The following is a 16,192-nucleotide window of genomic DNA, read 5'->3' on the forward strand; positions in this document are numbered from 1 at the left end:
CAAAACCGAAGGCCAATACGCAGCCACCGACGTCAAAGACCGCGCAACAGACGCCAAAGACAACATCCAAAACACCTAGTCCGCGTGGGTAACCACGGACTGCAGCAAAGCCGGCTCCGCATCATCTGGGGCCGGCTTTTCTGCTGCCCGGGCCGCACCCTCCCCGGTCGGCAGGGCGTGCGGCTAGCGCTTGCCCTTCTTCCGTGACCCCTTGCCGCGGCCCTTGTCCGGGTTCGGGGCGTAGCGCTGGGCCACCTTGGGTGCTTTCTTGGCGCCGGTGCCGCGGCGGTCCGGCTTGGGTTCCTTCTTCACCTTCTGCGGCTGGGCGGAGGGCTGCCGTGAACTCTGCGCGGTACGGCCGCGCACTACGCCAATGAATTCCTCCAGCACGTCGTCCGTGGCGTCCGTCGGCCAGGCCAGGGCAACTTCGGTCGCCTCCGCGCCCGTAAGCCGGCGTGCAACAGTGTCCTTGACGTTGAAGTGGCGCGCCACCGCCATGGGGAGGATCACCAGGCCGGCGCCTGCGGCAACCACCTGGAGTGCAGCCTCCGGCCCGCCCAACGCCGCAACATCCAGGAACGATTCCTCCGCGAGGTCGGCAAGCGGCACTTCCTCGAATACCGAAATCTCATGACCCTTCGGGGCCACCACCACCGGCTGTTCCTCGTACAACGGGATAACACTGAGGCCCTCCCGCTCGATGGGCAGGCGGACAAAGGCCATGTCTGCGCTGGCATCCCGCAGGCTCCCCAGCTGGCGGCCGTCGTCGACCATGAATGCCTGGAGGGGTATATGCGGCATCCGCTCCTCCCAGCGGCGGATCCACTTCCCGGGCGTAACCCCGGCCACGTACGCGATCCGCAGCACCCGCGGCGCCCCTTCCTCAGGGGCAGCGGGGGCGTCGGGGGTGGGGGTATTGTCGGCTGGCACGTCTTCACAGTACCTGCCGCCCGGATACCCTTGAAGCATGACCTCTGCAAACTCCCAGTCCATGAAGCCGGCCACTGTTGCCAAGAAACTTGGCATCTACCTCCCGGCCACGCCGCAGGAGTTCCAGGATTCAACCATCACCCGCGAGGAGTTCGCCGAACTCCAGGCCAACCCGCCGGAATGGCTGGCCGAACTGCGCCGCAACGGCCCGCACCCGCGCCCCGTGGTGGCCCAGAAGCTGAACGTGTCCATCAGCGGCCTGGCCCGGGCCGGCGTGGAGGAAGCGCTCACGACGGCGGAGATCACCGCGCTGCTGCAGGCTCCCCCGCAGTGGCTGGTCACCGAGCGGGCCACGCATGCCGCCGTCCGCGCCGAAGCCCAGCGGGTCAAGGACGAGGCCGCAAAGAAGCAGGCCAAGAAGGACCGCGCCCAGGCCAAGTAGCGCGGCCAGTTGTTTCAGAAGCGTGTTCGCCCGTCAGGTCCGTGAAGGCCCGGATGCGCGGACAAGCTTCCGTTGCATCCGGGGCAGTCAGTCCTGGTGAATCTGGACGTAGTTGCCGCAGCCGTCGTCGAACACGGCGCTGGTCCCGAACGGATCGGTGGTAGGCGGCGTCTTGAAGCTGACCCCGGCAGCCGTCAGCCGGTCGTACTCCGCCTGGACATCGGGGACCCCAAAGACGATGGCCGGGAGCCCGGCCTCCCGCACGGCGTTCATGTAGTTGGCGCCGATCGGGTTGTCGCTGGGTTCCAGGAGCAGCCCCACCGAACTGTCGTCCGCACCCGGATCCTTGATGATGTACAGGTTGTATTCAGGCATGGCCATGAGCGTGTCAAAGCCGAGCGTGCCGGTGTAGAAAGCGTGGGCGGCCGCCGGGTCCTGGACGTGGATGCTGCACATTTTGAGTCGCATGGTCCCACGGTACCCGTCAGGCCCCTTCCGAAGGCGTGAACGCAGTGTACGCCTCGAAGTCGCGGCCCCGCTTTTGTTCCGGTGTATCGGAAGCATAAGGATCCAGTCCCTGGCATTGACCCACCTGCTGGAAAACGGTGCAATGGAAGGACCAGCCGGTGCTTTCCGGCCGGGGCCAGTCGCGAATGGGTATGCGGGGCGCCGGAGGTGCGCAGATGTCAGTCATGGAATCCTTGGTGCAGGGACTGCTTCATGGTGCGGGTGCGGTCCTGTTATGCGGTCCGGTGCTGGTTGCCAGCGTAGCCGCCACAGTTTTTGTCGTCCGACGACGGTCCCTCGCTCCCAGCGGAACCTCACCCGAGCGGACGGACCAGCTGTTTTGGGACCTCTTCCTTGGTTCCTGCGTGGCCCTTCCCGCCCTTCTGATTCCGGCCCTGGTTTCACCGTGGGCGGGGCTGGTGCTGGCTGGGGCAGCTGTTGCTTCGGGCCTTGCGGCCTACCGGGGAAGCCCGAAGTTCCTGGCGTGGCGCTCTGGCCGCCGTGAACACCGGGAGCAGCTTTCCGCCCACCAGGCCGCGCGGATACAGCATGATGAGCTGATGGCGCGCTGGCGGCGCTACGAGCTGGATCCAGGCTGCAGCATCGACTACCCGGCGCTGACCGACGTGCGGCTGCCGGAAACGTCCGCGCTGATCAAGGCGATGCGGACCGCGGACCAGCTGCGGACAGCAGCGCACAAGGAGTACCCGGACGCCGTCGGAAGCCTCGCCGCATCGCTGGCAGCGGCGGAACGGGCGGCGGGGATTCCGGGCGCCCTGCAGGCGAAGCAGGCCGGCTGAGGTTAACCGGTGTGTCGCAGGGGTTGGATCGCTCCCGAGGCCCGGCGATAGCATCCCAAGATGAAGCCTGAGGAACTGCCTGTCCATGACGAGTACGGCCGGCTGCTGGAGGACCGGGGAGTCTGGCGCCAGGCCACCACGCTGGAGGCTGCCGGCGAGTTGACGGCCCGGTGGCTGGAAGGCGGGAACTCGTACCAGCCGGGACATTTTGCTGCCGCGTTCGACGCCGAGACCGGACCAATTGCCGCGGCGCTGGCGGAGCTGAACCGCCACGGGCTGTTCACCAAGGAGTCCCAGCCGGGCATTTTGGCCGATGGCGCCGCGCAGCGGCAGTACGTCACCGGCTTCTGCAGTGCCGAAACCGCGCGCGGACTGCTGGCACTTTCCACCCGGACCGAACTGGTGACCGTGGCCCATGCTCCCGGCGAGGCAAGCAGCGCCGCCATTCCCGTGACCCTCGCCGGAACGGAGATCGCCACGGTGCTCGGCTCCAGCGAAAACCCTGTCGAGGAAGCCCAGATCCAGGACTGGGCCGGCGAGACCAACGATGCGCTGGCCCTCCTGCTCGCAGATTCCTGGTACGTGGAGATCCTGGATCCCGCATGGGGACGCAATGACATGCTGCTGCCGGCAGTCCTGGAGACATTGGAAGGGGCGGAGCAGCAGTAGCCGCCCCTCCCCTTTCCCAAGAACCCCGGTTACAGCTCCACCGTCCCGCTTTCGCCTACACTCATCCGGTCGTGGGTGACCTTCGACTTGATCCACTGAAGCACCGTGGCAGCGGTGCCGCCCGGGCTGGTCCAGTACTCCGCGGAATCTGAATCGACGCGCAGCAGGCACACCTCAGGCGTGTCCGGGCCGTCCGGGAACCACGCCTCGACCACCTGGTTCCAAAGTTCGTGGATCTTGGCCCGGTCCGTGACCACTTCCGCAGTTCCGGCCACGGAAACCCATTCGGTGTTCTTGCCAAAGGCGACGTTGACGCGCGGATCGGCCCGGACGTGCGCAACCTGCGAAGTGCCAAGGCCCGTGAAGAACCACATGTCGCCGTCGTCCTTAACCTCCTGGACCGCCAGCGGCCGGCTGACGAGGGCGCCTGCTTCGTTGATGGTGGTGACCATTCCGATCTTGGAATCGTTGATGATCTCAGTAACCTTGCTGATGCTCTGGGCGTCTGTCATGCCTCACCTCGTTCGTCGAAAAGCCGGGGACGCTCCCCGCCGCCAGCCTATTAGTAAGCATGCTTATTTACCAGCCGGATGCCACCGGGACCTTGGCAACTTCGGCGATGCGCGCCGCGGTGATGCGGCCCATGCGGATGGCCCCGTCCACGTGCTGGTAGCCTTCCGCGGCGAGGTCCGACGAGGACCAGTAGATGGGGCCGACGGGGGCGTGCTGGTCCTTGCCGTAGCGGTGCAGGCCCCCAAGGTCATAGCTGGCGGCGTAGGCGCCACGGGTCCATTCTTCGGAGCCCCAGTCGGACTCGTAATAGACCTCAGGGGTGAGGGCCTCGTCACCGAGGTAACCCGCGATGGATTCCAGGATGGCCTTCCTGCGGTCCTCCGCACCCAACTCGAAAACGGCGTCGGCCTTTTCATCGGACACGAACCCCACCAGGGTGCCCCGCGGGTCGCCGTGGTTCGTATTGTCGTACACCTCCTGGACCAGGGCATCCGCGCCAAAGCCGGTGCCGGAGAGCCCCTTGTCCCGCCAGAACGGGGTGCTGTAGACGGCATGCACCTTGATGACCAGGCCCAGGGATTGATGCTGGTGCATCTGGTGCTGCCGGCGCGGCAGCGGCGGGTTGAAGGAGACGCGGGAGTAAAGGTTGGGCGGCACGGCCATGACCACAAAGCGGGCGTTCACTGTGGCGCGCTCCGAAACAACGGTCACGCGATGGCCGCCGTCCGCATCCGGCTCCCAGTTGATGGTGCGCACCGGCGTGTTAAGGACGACGTCGTCACCCAGCTCCTGTGCCTGCAGCAGTGATACCTGCTGCATCCCACCCACCACGCGGCGGTCCAGGATGAAGTCCTCGTCCGTCAGGTGGGTGAAGGAGCCGGCAGAAGCTGCCATCAGGACGGCCTGCAGGGCGGAGAAGGAGTGCGCGGGCTTGGTGAGCATGCCGCCGGCGATGAAGAGGCCGATGTTCCTGCACGCCTCCTCGTTGGCGGAATTCTGCCGCAGCCAGTGGTGGAAGGAGATGGTGTCCAGCTCACGGGCTTTCGGGTGGGCCCAGGGTTCAGTGGGTCCAATCTCTGCGGCAAGTCCGTCCAGGAGGGCCACCAGGCGGCCCATTTCGACGGCGGTGTCCGGGTCCACCGGGAAGGTGTCGCCTGCGTACCGCACGGGCGCACCGTCGGCTCCAATGTAGATGGACTCCCCTTCGCGGTAGCGCGGGTAGGTTTCCAGGTCCAGTTCCTGGAGCAGTTCCAGGAGGGCTGTCTGGTCCGGCGAGACCCACTGGCCGCCGATTTCGAGCATGGCACCGTCCACGGTGTCGGTCCAGGTGCGGCCGCCCACGCGGTCGCGGGCCTCGAGCACGGCGACGGTGAGGCCGGCCTTCTTCAGTTCACGGGCGGCGGTGAGTCCGGACGGCCCGGCTCCAACGACCACGACGTCGCGGTTCAGGTTAAGCATGATGTCCTCTCTGCGGCCCTTGGTGACGGGGACCACTAAATGAATGCCATTCATTTAGCTAGAACTATAGCCGGTACCTGCCGGGAGCGGAAGTGCTGGATGGAATAATGCTTGGGACACCGACGAAAGGGCAGCAATGCCGGCAGTATCAGCCGCACAGGGGCGCTCCGCCAGCAATGGCGGCGCACAGAGGAGGCGGGCAGGCCGGCCGTCGGCTGCAGTGCTGGACAAGGCGGGCATTACGGCAGCGGCCCTGGAACTGGTGAGCCGGAAAGGTTATGACGGCCTGACCATGGCGGCGCTGGCCAAGGTGCTCGACGTGGCACCTTCCGCCCTTTACAACCATGTGAAATCAAAACAGGACGTACTGCTCCTGGTCGAGGACCACCTGATGTCACTGGTGGACGTCTCAGGTTTCGGGGGCGGCAGCTGGGAAGACGCCGTCCGCACCTGGGCGTGGAGCTACCGGGATGTCTTCGCCGAACACACCCCGCTCATTCCCGTCATCGCAGTCCTGCCAGTGACGGACGCTCCCCAGACCCTTGCTATGTATGAAACCGTCAGCAAGGGATTTTCCGACGCCGGGTTTCCCCAGGAGCGCATCGTCCCCGCCATCGTGGCACTGGAATCGTTCATCTTCGGCTCTGCGTACGACGTCACGGCACCGGAAGACATTTTCGATTCCGGGTCGATGGCCGGTTCCACGCCGCACTTCACGGCGGCCGTGAGGAGTTCAACCCAGGGACACGCGCCGGCCGGACCGGAACGCGGCCGCCCGGCCGACACCGCCTTCCACCTTGGGCTCGAGGCACTGATTGCCGGTTTCGGGGGGATCAGGAAGTAGCGGCCATCCGGGGACATTGCGGGAGTGGCATACCGCAGGGCCCTTCACGATACTTGTAATACAAGTTGAACACTTATATCCTAGGTGTGTGGGCGAAGGAGCCCCGCCCCGCCCTTAGGAGAATTAATGAGCACCGTCGATCTCATCCGGCACGTCAGGCTGTCCACCGCCCGCCTTCCCCTCGCCGTTCCCATCAGCGACGCCAAGGTCTTCACCGGCCGGCAAAAGCCCATGACCGAGGTGGTGTTCCTGTTCGCGGAGATCACCACTGAACTCGGCCACTCCGGCATCGGCTTCAGCTACTCGAAACGCGCCGGCGGCCCGGCGCAGTATGCCCACGCAAAGGAAGTGGCCGAAGGCCTCATCGGCGAGGACCCCAACGACATCGCAAGGATCTACACCAAACTCCTGTGGGCAGGGGCCTCCGTGGGCCGCTCCGGGGTCGCCACCCAGGCCCTCGCCGCCGTCGACATCGCTTTGTACGACCTCAAGGCCAAGCGCGCCGGGCTGCCGCTGGCAAAGTTCCTCGGCTCCTACCGCGACTCCGTCCAGACCTACAACACCTCGGGCGGCTTCCTGAACGCCAGCCTGGAGGAAGTTAAGGCACGGGCCACCCGGTCCATTGAAGAAGGCATCGGCGGGATCAAGATCAAAGTGGGCCTGCCGGACAGCAAAGAGGACCTGCGCCGCGTTGCCGGCATCCGCGAGCACATTGGCCCTGACGTTCCGCTCATGGTGGACGCCAACCAGCAGTGGGACCGTGCCACCGCCCTGCGCATGGGCCGCCGCCTCGAGGAATTCGACCTTGTCTGGATCGAAGAGCCGCTGGACGCCTACGACTTCGAAGGCCACGCCCACCTGGCACAGGTCCTGGACACCCCCATCGCCACGGGTGAGATGCTCGCCTCCGTGGCCGAGCACAAAGGGCTTATTGCCGCCAACGGCTGCGACATCATCCAGCCTGATGCCCCGCGCGTGGGCGGCATCACCCAGTTCCTCCGCTTAGCCGCCTTGGCGGACGAGCGGGGACTGGGCCTGGCCCCGCACTTTGCCATGGAGATCCACCTCCACCTCGCGGCTGCATATCCGCGCGAGCCCTGGGTGGAGCACTTCGACTGGCTGGACCCGCTGTTCAACGAACGCCTGGAGACCAAGGACGGGCGGATGATCGTCCCGGACCGCCCCGGCCTGGGCGTCACCCTCAGCGAGCAGGCCCGCGCCTGGACCACCGAGAGCGTGGAGTTCGGCGCGTAACCCCGAAGCCGTAACCTTGAGCCATGAGCCGGAACCTCACCGCGGACCTCGCCGCTGACCTTCGCAACCGCATCGTCGACGGCGTGATCCAGCCCGGCGAGAAGCTCCCCAGCGAGAACACGCTCATCAGCGACTTCGGTGTCAGCCGGACCGTGGTCAGGGCCGCCCTCACCCGGCTCCAGGCAGAGGGGCTCGTCGAAACCGAGCGCGGGCGCGGCAGCTTCGCCCTTACGCCGCCACCGGACGGGCCCCAGGCAGCACCCGGGGTCCGGCCGGTGGCCACCACGGAGGACCGGCTGCACCTGCTGGCCTTCCGCATGGGGGTGGAGACGGAAGCCGCTGCCCTGGCCGCACGGAACCGCACGGACCGGCAGCTGCGCGCCGTCAGTACGGCGCTGGACGCCTTCACCGAAAGCGCCGGCCACCCTGCCCATGCCATGAAATCGGACTTCGAGTTCCACCGGGCCGTTGCCGCAGCATCCGGCAACCCCTATTACTCCGATTGCCTGGCGGCCCTGGGCCAAACCATGATTGCCATGCCGCGCACCCGCCTGATGACCGGCGTCGAACATTATGCGCGGGACCATTTTGACCAGGTGGTGCTGGAGCACCGCTCCATCCTGGAGGCAATCGCCGACGGCGACGAGGCTGCCGCGGCGGCAGCGATGCGCAGCCATCTTGCCAACTCACGACGCCGGTTCAAGGCTTCGGCGCGTCCGTCCAGCTAGGCGGCAGAACCGCTGTTGCAGGCGGGAAACGCAAAAGAACCCCGGTCCAAGACCGGGGCTCTTCCATTTGCGTGCGCGAGGGGGGATTTGAACCCCCACGCCCTTTCGGACACTGGCACCTGAAGCCAGCGCGTCTGCCGTTCCGCCACTCGCGCGCAACTTCTTCCACTGAGCCGGACCGGTTTCCCGTTCCGCGCCTCGTAAAAGCAGCGAGATCAAGCATAACGGACAGATGCCGCAAATTACCAATTGGCCCCCGCCCACCCTTCCGCACGCCCGTCGAAACAGGATCGAAACTGCGCAATAGCAGGGATCGCGGGCCCGGCAAGAAGACTCCACCACCGGCGTCACAGCAGTGCGGAACAGTTACGCATCCGAACTTTTGCCGGCGCCCGGCCGTTGTGGATTAAGGTCATTCGCAGGGCTGGCCATTAGTATCGGATGTAGGAGTGGCCACTGCCGAAGGGCATCACCGCACAACGGTGGACTGCCCTGCAGGTACTGGCCAACAACAACTACTGCCCCGGAGCCGGGGGGAAAGGAGAAGAACCATGGGACTGCTGGACAAGGTTGAACGTGGCATTGAAAAGGCCGTCCGCGGTGTCTTCTCCACCGGTTCCAAGGCCCAGGTTGAGCCCGTTGAGATCGCCAGCCGGCTCCGCCGCGAGGTGGACCACAAAGCCCTCACCGTGGCCGCCGGACGCACTTTGGTGCCCAATGTCTTTGACGTCCAGCTCAGTGACGACGACTTCAGCCGGGCACAGGAATGGGGCACCCCGCTGGCCGAAGAACTGTGCGACGTGGTCATCAACCACGTCCGCGGCCAGGGCTACACCCTCCAGGGCCCGGTCCGGATTTCATTCCGGCGCGACGCCGAGCTCCGCGCCGGCGACTTCGAAATTGCTTCCGCAACCGAGACGTCCCAGGGTTCCGCGCCCGCCCAGCCCAGGCCGAACGTCCCGGCGGCCCCGAGCCGGCAGCCTGTCAGGCTGCAGCCGGTGCTGGACATTGACGGCCAGCGCTATTCGCTGAACGCCCCGTCCATCGTCTTGGGCCGGTCCTCCGAGGCGGACATCCACATCGAGGATACGGGCGTATCGCGGCGCCACCTGGAGATCCGCACCAACAACGGTGTCACCAGCGCCGTGGACCTGGGTTCCACCAACGGCAGCTACGTCAACGGCCAGAAGGTCTCCGGAAGCACCGAACTCACGGACGGCTCCACCATCACGATGGGACGGACAAAGATTATCTTCCGCCTGCTTCCTGCCACCCAAGGTGGCCACGCATGAGCGACCTCACCATCACCGCGCTGCGGTTCGGCTTCCTGCTGCTGCTCTGGGTACTCATCTTCAGCATCGTCTCCGCCATGCGCCGCGACCTGATGGTGGGCCGCAAAGCTGCAGCCGGTGCCCCCACGGCCCGCCAGGTCCGGCGCAACCCCGAACTCGCCGACGCGCCGCCGCAGCCCGCGAAGCAGCAGGCCCGGCAACTGGTGGTGCTTGAAGGACCGCTTAAAGGCCGGACCCTGCCGTTGGCAGCCAGCCCCATCCTGCTGGGACGCGCCCAGGAAGCCACCTTGGTCCTTGAGGATGATTACGCCTCCGGCCGCCACGCGAGACTCTTCCCGCAGGGCAGCCGCTGGTTCATCGAAGATCTTGGTTCCACCAACGGAACCTACTTGGGAGACCAGCAACTTACCCGTGCCCTGCCTGTCGAGCCAGGGGTACCCGTGAGAATCGGCAAGACGGTCATTGAATTGAGGCCGTAACCATGGCCGTGGCTGAAACCCCCGCACCCGGCTCCAGTCCGGCGCAGCGGCCCCTCATCATGCGCTTCGCCGCGCGGTCCGACGTCGGCCGGATCCGCTCCAAGAATGACGATTCAGCCTACGCCGGCCGCCACCTCGCAGTGGTCGCGGATGGCATGGGCGGGCATGCCGGCGGCGACGTGGCCTCAGCCGCAACCGTCCTGGACATGATCCACCTGGACAGCCCGGACCACGGTGACGACGCCGGAACCGTCCTGGCCGACGAAATCCAGACGGCCAACTCCCTGCTCTCCGAGCTGGTGCATATCAACCCGAAGCTGGCGGGCATGGGCACCACCGTCACGGCCCTCCTGCTGGCCGACGGAAAACTCCACTTCGCCCACATTGGCGATTCACGCGCCTACCGGCTTCGCGACGGCGAATTCAAGCAGATCAGCGTGGACCACACGTTTGTCCAGCGGCTCATCGACGAAGGCCGGCTGCGCCCTGAAGAAGCGGAAACCCATCCCCACAAGAACGTCCTCATGCGCGTCCTGGGTGATGTCGATGCAAGCCCTGAGCTGGACCTGGACACCCTGGATGCCCGGCCCGGCGACCGTTGGCTGCTGTGCTCCGACGGACTGAACTATGTTGCCGCCCATGCCGTGGAACGGACGGTCCGCGAAACCCACAACCTGCATGAGTGCGCCGAAACGCTTGTTGAGCTGACCCTCGAGGCTGGTTCCCCGGACAACGTCACCGTGGTCATGGTGGACATTGTGGAGGAAACGCCCGACGACGTCAGCACGGCCGCCGTGGAGATCGTCCCGCCGGTGCAGGGCAGCAAGCCCGCTGCCGCGGCGGATGTTCCCCCCGTTGCCAGAGCTGCTGCCGTTGCCCCGGCCGCCGGCAAGGAACCCGCCGGCGCCGAATCTGCCGAGCAGGACCCACGGCCTGCCAAGGAACCGGCGGACGGCGACGCGAAGGACGGCGATACACCCCCCGCCGAAGCCGGAAGCACGGACCCCCACTTGGGCGAACACCTCTCCGCTGAGGTCCTGCGCGAAGAACTTGCCTCCCGCCCGCACGAGCTGGTGGGTGCCGCTGCTGCTGCCGCGGAGTCCGGTTCCATCCCCACGGTGGCGGGCCGCACCGTGGCCCGTCGGGCCGCCACTCTCCTCACCCACAAAGCGGAGCCAGCCGACGGGGAAGACACCCTGCCGGCACTGCGGCCACGCCGCTGGCTGACCTGGTCCATTGCGGCAGCCGTGCTGGTGGTGGTGGCCGTCGGCCTCTGGCTCGGGTACGCCTGGACGCAGACACGCTACTACGTGGGGGAGTTCGATTCCCGCGTGGCAATCTACAACGGAGTGTCCCAGAGGCTGGGTCCCATCCAGCTGTCCTCCCTGGAAGCGGTGACCGATATCCGGATGGATTCCCTTCCTCCGTTCTCGCAGCAGCGGGTCCGCCAGACCGTTCCCGCCAATGACCTCTACGACGCCCAGCGGATCGTCAAGAACCTGGAGCTCACCGGGACCACCTCCCCGGAGGAAGAGTGCCCCAAGCCTTCCGCGTCTGCCACTGCCCCCGCGCCGTCAGCCAGCGCACCCCCGGCCAGCGCAGCAGCTCCGCCGCCGGCACCGGATGCGTCCGCTGCTGCCCCCGCGCCATCGGCACCGTCCCCCTCACCCAGTCCCACCATCACCTGCGAGGCGGCTAAATGAGCCAGGTAAGCACCACGCCCAAGCCTCGCCGCAATGTTGAACTTGTCTTGTTGCTGCTGGCCCTCGCCGTCGGCATCGGTGCCAACATGCTGGTTGGCGTGGACCAGGAAAAGGCCTTCGACTCCGACTTCTGGTTCCAGTCCAGCCTGCTGGCGGTCGCCGCCCTGGTGTTCCACGGGGTGCTGCGCTTCCGGGCCAAATATGCCGATCCCGTTATACTTCCAATCGTTGTTGCGTTGAACGGCCTGGGGCTCGCCATGATCCACCGCCTAGACGCTCCGGGCGAGGACACGGGAAACAACCAGCTTCGGTGGACCTTGATCGCCATGGCCGTGGCCATTGCGGTGGTGTTCTTCCTCAAGGACCACCGCGTCCTGCGCCGGTTTACCTTTATTTCGCTGGCCGCGTCCGCCTTGTTGCTGATCCTTCCGCTTGTTCCAGGGATCAGCGCGGGAGAAATCCTGGGCGCACGGGTATGGATCAGGTTCGGTCCCATGACGTTCCAGCCGGGCGAAGTAGCCAAAATTACGCTGGCCATATTCTTCGCAGGTTATCTGTCGTCCAACCGGGACCTCATCCTGCTGGCCGGCCGGAAGATCGGCCCACTGCAGTTTCCCCGGTTCAAGGACATGGGCCCCATGATCACGGCGTGGCTGGTCAGCATTGGCGTGCTCATCTTCCAGCGCGACCTGGGCTCCTCCCTGCTGTTCTTCGGCCTGTTTATTGTCATGATCTACGTGGCCACCAGCCGGATCAGCTGGGTGGTCATCGGGCTGGCCTTGATCATTGGCGGCGGCTTCGTGGCGGCCCAGGTGTTCTCCCACGTCCAGCAGCGCGTTTACGGCTGGCTCAATGCTTTCTCCCCGGACGTCTATGAGAACGGCAGCCGGCAGGTCATCGAAGGCCTGTTCGGCATGGCCAACGGCGGCCTGGTGGGTACCGGCCTCGGCCAGGGGCGTCCCGATCTTGTTCCTTTCGCCAACAGCGACATGATCATCGCATCCCTGGGCGAGGAGCTGGGGCTTATCGGCCTGTTCGCCGTCGTCCTGCTGTACCTGCTGTTCATTACCCGCGGCTTCCGCGCCGCCCTGGGGACCCGCGACGCGTTCGGCAAGCTCCTTGCCTGCGGCCTGTCCTTTGCCGTCGCCCTTCAGTGCTTCGTGGTCATCGGCGGCGTCACGCGGCTCATTCCGCTGACCGGGCTCACCACGCCGTTCCTCGCGGCCGGCGGATCGTCCCTCCTGGCCAACTGGATCATTGTGGGACTGCTCCTGATGATTTCGCACGCAGCCCGCGGCCCTGTGGATACCACTCCGCTCCCGCCCGCCGATGCGGCGGCAGCAACCGGCATTGACACTCCAACCGAGGCGGTGAAGCAGGCGTGAACCAGGCAATTCGACATTCATGGGTGGCAGCAGTGGCCATGTTTGCGCTGCTCTTCGGCGCCATCAGCTTTGTGCAGGTGGTGGGTGCGGACGACCTCAAGACCAACCCGCTCAACCAGCGCGCCATTCTCCAGAACTACTGCAATGACCGCGGTGCCATCATCGTTGGCGGCACTCCCGTGGCCGAGTCGGTGGAAACCGGTTCGGAGACGTGCACGTTCCAGCGCACCTACGCCCAGCCTGAACTTTACGCCGGCCTCACCGGCTACTTCTCGAAGAACTACGGAGCCACTGGGCTGGAACAAACCATGGGCGCGGAACTGGCAGGCAACTCGGACCAGCTGTTCCTTGACCGCGTGGGCCAGCTCTTCCTGGGCAACCAGCCCAAGGGTGCATCAGTGGAACTGACCATCGACCCCCAGATCCAGAAGCTGGCGTATGACCTGATCCCGGACGGCCAGCGCGGCTCGATTGTGGTCAGCAATCCCAAGACCGGCGCCATCCTCGCCATGGTGTCCAAGCCGTCCTATAACCCGAACCTGGTGGCCACCCAGGACGCTGCCGCGGAACGGGCCAACATCAACGAATTGGTCAAGGTGCCGGGCATCAACCTGAACCAGAACGTCAGTGGTCCCACCGGCGAATTGCTCGCCCCGGGCTCGGTCTTCAAGCTCGTGGATACGGCCGCCGCCCTCGCCTCGGGCAAGTACAACAAGGACAGCGTCCTGCCCAACCCCGCGGAAATGCCCTTCGACGGCATCCAGTACAAGCTGCCCAACTACGCCGGGGGCAACTGCTACACGAGGGACACCGCCAGCTTCGCCTTCGCCCTGCAGCAATCCTGCAACACCCCGTTCGCCAGCATCGCCCTGGACCTTGGCCGCGACGCCATCGCCGCCCAGTACAAGAAGTTTGGGTTCGGCGAGGACGTCGGGGACCAGCTGAAGCTTGGCCATGCAACCGGGAACGGGTTCCCCGACAACCTGGACAAGCCCGGACTGGCCCAGTCCGCCATTGGCCAGAAGGATGTCAGGGTCACGCCGCTGCAGGTGAATATGATGACAAACGCCATCGCAAACGGTGGCGTGCAGATGGCGCCCAGCCTGGTCAAGACCCTGCGCTCCCCGGACCTGCGGGTCATTGATGAGCCGCAGCCATCCCAACTCAGGACGTCCACCAGCCCGGAGATCGCCAAGCAGATCACCGAATGGATGACCAGCGTAGTGACGGACGGTATTGCCAAGGGTGCTGCCGTCCCCGGCGTACAGGTAGCGGGCAAGACCGGCACCGCGGAACTCGGGAACGGAACCAACAATTCATGGTTCACCGGGTTCGCCCCCGCTGACAACCCGAAGGTCAGCGTCACGATCGTCATGGAAGGCGTAGACATCTACGCGGGAGCAAAGCTGACCAGTCCCAACGCGAAGAAGATTTTTGAGGCGGTGTTGAATAAGTGAGGCCTACAACGGGAATCACCCTCGGCGGCAGATTCCAGCTGACCACGCGGATTGCGATCGGCGGCATGGGCGAAGTCTGGAAGGCCAAAGACCTCGTCCTGGGCCGCATCGTCGCCATCAAGGTGCTGAAGGAGGAGTACACCGGTGACCCGGGCTTCCTCCAGCGCTTCCGTGCGGAGGCCCGCCACACCGCCCTGCTGAACCACGTGGGGATCGCCAACGTCTTCGACTACGGCGAAGAAGAGGGCTCGGCCTACCTGGTCATGGAACTGGTCCCGGGCCAGCCGCTGAGCAGCATTATCGAGCACGAACAGGTGCTGTCGCCGGACCGTACCCTTTCGATCATCGCGCAGACCGCCCGTGCCCTGGCCGTTGCGCACGCCCAGGGGCTGGTCCACCGCGACGTCAAGCCCGGCAACCTCCTGATCACCCCCGACGGACGGGTCAAGGTCACCGACTTCGGCATCGCCCGCCTCGCCGACCAGGTGCCGCTCACCCAGACCGGCCAGGTCATGGGAACGGCGCAGTACCTCGCACCGGAGCAGGCCACAGGCCAGACCGCCACCGGTTCCTCTGACATCTACTCACTCGGCGTTATCGGGTACGAATGCCTCAGCGGCCACCGCCCTTTCTCCGGCGAATCGCAGATCGCGATTGCGCTGGCTCAGGTCAACGACGCTCCGCCACCCCTTTCGGACAGCCTGCCTTCTCCGGTCCGGGCGCTCCTGATGTCCATGCTGGCCAAGGATCCCAAGGACCGTCCCGCCAATGCCATCAAGTTGGCCGAAGCGGCGGAGGCCATCCGTAACGGTGACATCAGCGCGGCGCGCGCAGCAGTGCCCGGCATGCTTCTCTTCGACGCCGACACCGGCCCCATCACGGCCCCCGTCGAGACCGCCACTGCCCCCACCGGCATCATCGGCAGCCAGCGGGATTCCCCGACTGCCACATCCGCCCTGCCGGTGATCGGGGCAGCTGCGGCCGGCGCTGCCGCCGCAATGGCTGCCGGCGCCCATGGCGCCTCCGGAGACGACGCGGAGCGGGCGCAGGGACCCCTTGCCCGCGCCAACGCGCTGGCTGCTGAGCGGAATTGGGACCAGGAGGAGGAGACGTACGACGACGAGCCCGCCGATGAGCCCCGGCGCAAGGGCCGCAGCCCCTGGACCTGGCCTTTGGTCGCCTTGATTCTGCTGCTCCTCTTCGCGCTGGTGGGCTTCCTCCTGAACCAGGTGGGGCTTTTCTCGCCGTCCGGCACTCCTACCTCCAGCGCGTCGGCCAGCAGCGCACCGCCGTCGTCCGCTACACCCACGCGGACCACGCCGTCGGCGACGCCTACGCAGACACGCAGCACCCCAACGCCCACACCCACACCAACGCCGGAAACCGTTGACATCATTCCCGAGGCATACCTCGGTAAGCCGTACCAGACCGTCCAATCCGAGCTATCCGCGAAGAACCTGGACGTCACATTGGAACAGCAGGTGGACGCTACGGCGAAGCCCGGCACCGTCATCGCGCTGTCCCGTTCCGGTCGTATCGAGGTTGGGTCGCCAATCACGGTTACGTACGCCGTAGCTCCTGCTCCCAGCCCCGCGCCCACCAGTGCGGCACCTACCCCTACGCCCACAACGTCCTCCCAGGCGGGGCCCACGCCCATCTCGCCCTTGGCAACATGTGCGGCCGGCCAAACGCCGGGAATACCCCCGACCTGCGCCCCGTAAAGGCCTGGAC

The 16,192-nt window shown here is 65.9% G+C and carries 16 protein-coding genes and 1 tRNA gene; 12 read left to right on the forward strand and 5 right to left on the reverse strand.

The features are described 5' to 3' along the window. Positions 1-183 precede the first annotated feature (183 nt). The gene (locus ACTHQS_RS16885; RefSeq protein ID WP_440171245.1) at positions 184-1,005 is read right to left on the reverse strand and encodes a LysR family substrate-binding domain-containing protein; all 822 of its coding nucleotides are present in this window, start codon (positions 1,003-1,005) and stop codon (positions 184-186) included. Here ACTHQS_RS16885 and ACTHQS_RS16890 point away from each other — a divergent pair. Continuing rightward, the gene (locus tag ACTHQS_RS16890; RefSeq protein ID WP_440171247.1) at positions 968-1,372 is read left to right on the forward strand and encodes a DUF5997 family protein; all 405 of its coding nucleotides are present in this window, start codon (positions 968-970) and stop codon (positions 1,370-1,372) included. The genes ACTHQS_RS16885 and ACTHQS_RS16890 overlap by 38 nt on opposite strands. Before the next feature lie 87 nt (positions 1,373-1,459). On the opposite strand, the gene ACTHQS_RS16895 is transcribed toward ACTHQS_RS16890, so the two are convergent. Next, positions 1,460-1,840, reverse strand: coding sequence for a VOC family protein (locus tag ACTHQS_RS16895; RefSeq protein WP_440171249.1), 381 nt, complete (start codon positions 1,838-1,840; stop codon positions 1,460-1,462). 215 nt (positions 1,841-2,055) lie between these two features. On the opposite strand from ACTHQS_RS16895, the gene ACTHQS_RS16900 reads away from it, so the two are divergent. Further along, on the forward strand, positions 2,056-2,679 hold the full coding sequence (locus ACTHQS_RS16900; protein WP_440171251.1) for a hypothetical protein: 624 nt from the start codon (positions 2,056-2,058) through the stop codon (positions 2,677-2,679). Between the two features lie 60 nt (positions 2,680-2,739). Beyond that, positions 2,740-3,348, forward strand: a complete 609-nt coding sequence (locus ACTHQS_RS16905) for a DUF6919 domain-containing protein (RefSeq protein ID WP_440171252.1) — start codon at positions 2,740-2,742, stop codon at positions 3,346-3,348. Positions 3,349-3,377: 29 nt separating this feature from the next. On the opposite strand, the gene ACTHQS_RS16910 is transcribed toward ACTHQS_RS16905, so the two are convergent. Then, positions 3,378-3,860, reverse strand: coding sequence for a pyridoxamine 5'-phosphate oxidase family protein (locus ACTHQS_RS16910; protein ID WP_440171254.1), 483 nt, complete (start codon positions 3,858-3,860; stop codon positions 3,378-3,380). A 67-nt stretch (positions 3,861-3,927) separates the two neighbouring features. After that, positions 3,928-5,373, reverse strand: coding sequence for a flavin monoamine oxidase family protein (locus ACTHQS_RS16915; RefSeq protein WP_440171255.1), 1,446 nt, complete (start codon positions 5,371-5,373; stop codon positions 3,928-3,930). 82 nt (positions 5,374-5,455) lie between these two features. On the opposite strand from ACTHQS_RS16915, the gene ACTHQS_RS16920 reads away from it, so the two are divergent. The 3 genes from ACTHQS_RS16920 (at position 5,456) to ACTHQS_RS16930 (ending at position 8,145) form a co-directional block, all read left to right on the forward strand. Then, positions 5,456-6,163: a TetR/AcrR family transcriptional regulator gene (locus ACTHQS_RS16920; protein ID WP_440171257.1), complete on the forward strand. Its 708-nt coding sequence runs from the start codon at positions 5,456-5,458 to the stop codon at positions 6,161-6,163. A 126-nt stretch (positions 6,164-6,289) separates the two neighbouring features. Further along, the gene (locus ACTHQS_RS16925; RefSeq protein WP_440171258.1) at positions 6,290-7,417 is read left to right on the forward strand and encodes an L-talarate/galactarate dehydratase; all 1,128 of its coding nucleotides are present in this window, start codon (positions 6,290-6,292) and stop codon (positions 7,415-7,417) included. A 23-nt stretch (positions 7,418-7,440) separates the two neighbouring features. Continuing rightward, positions 7,441-8,145, forward strand: a complete 705-nt coding sequence (locus tag ACTHQS_RS16930; protein ID WP_440171260.1) for a FadR/GntR family transcriptional regulator — start codon at positions 7,441-7,443, stop codon at positions 8,143-8,145. Positions 8,146-8,217: 72 nt separating this feature from the next. Here ACTHQS_RS16930 and ACTHQS_RS16935 read toward each other — a convergent pair. Next, positions 8,218-8,300 (reverse strand) — tRNA-Leu (locus ACTHQS_RS16935). 396 nt (positions 8,301-8,696) lie between these two features. Here ACTHQS_RS16935 and ACTHQS_RS16940 point away from each other — a divergent pair. Genes ACTHQS_RS16940 through ACTHQS_RS16965 form a run of 6 tightly spaced genes read left to right on the forward strand, consistent with a single transcriptional unit; the run spans position 8,697 to position 16,182 of the window. Next, on the forward strand, positions 8,697-9,437 hold the full coding sequence (locus ACTHQS_RS16940; RefSeq protein ID WP_440171261.1) for an FhaA domain-containing protein: 741 nt from the start codon (positions 8,697-8,699) through the stop codon (positions 9,435-9,437). Continuing rightward, entirely contained in the window at positions 9,434-9,916 is a 483-nt protein-coding gene (locus ACTHQS_RS16945) for an FHA domain-containing protein FhaB/FipA (protein WP_440171262.1), read from the forward strand. The genes ACTHQS_RS16940 and ACTHQS_RS16945 overlap by 4 nt, the downstream gene beginning before the upstream one ends. A 2-nt stretch (positions 9,917-9,918) precedes the next feature. Beyond that, the gene (locus ACTHQS_RS16950) at positions 9,919-11,619 is read left to right on the forward strand and encodes a PP2C family protein-serine/threonine phosphatase (RefSeq protein ID WP_440171264.1); all 1,701 of its coding nucleotides are present in this window, start codon (positions 9,919-9,921) and stop codon (positions 11,617-11,619) included. After that, entirely contained in the window at positions 11,616-13,004 is a 1,389-nt protein-coding gene (locus ACTHQS_RS16955; protein WP_440171266.1) for an FtsW/RodA/SpoVE family cell cycle protein, read from the forward strand. The genes ACTHQS_RS16950 and ACTHQS_RS16955 overlap by 4 nt, the downstream gene beginning before the upstream one ends. Continuing rightward, the gene (locus ACTHQS_RS16960) at positions 13,001-14,461 is read left to right on the forward strand and encodes a peptidoglycan D,D-transpeptidase FtsI family protein (RefSeq protein ID WP_440171268.1); all 1,461 of its coding nucleotides are present in this window, start codon (positions 13,001-13,003) and stop codon (positions 14,459-14,461) included. The genes ACTHQS_RS16955 and ACTHQS_RS16960 overlap by 4 nt, the downstream gene beginning before the upstream one ends. Continuing rightward, positions 14,458-16,182 carry a protein kinase domain-containing protein gene (locus ACTHQS_RS16965; protein ID WP_440171270.1) on the forward strand — a complete coding sequence of 575 codons (1,725 nt, stop codon included), beginning with the start codon at positions 14,458-14,460 and terminating at the stop codon, positions 16,180-16,182. Before ACTHQS_RS16960 ends, ACTHQS_RS16965 begins: the two co-directional genes overlap by 4 nt. The last annotated feature ends 10 nt before the right edge of the window (positions 16,183-16,192 follow it).

The sequence above is a fragment of the Arthrobacter sp. SAFR-044 genome (assembly GCF_051965175.1).
Lineage (GTDB): Bacteria > Actinomycetota > Actinomycetes > Actinomycetales > Micrococcaceae > Arthrobacter.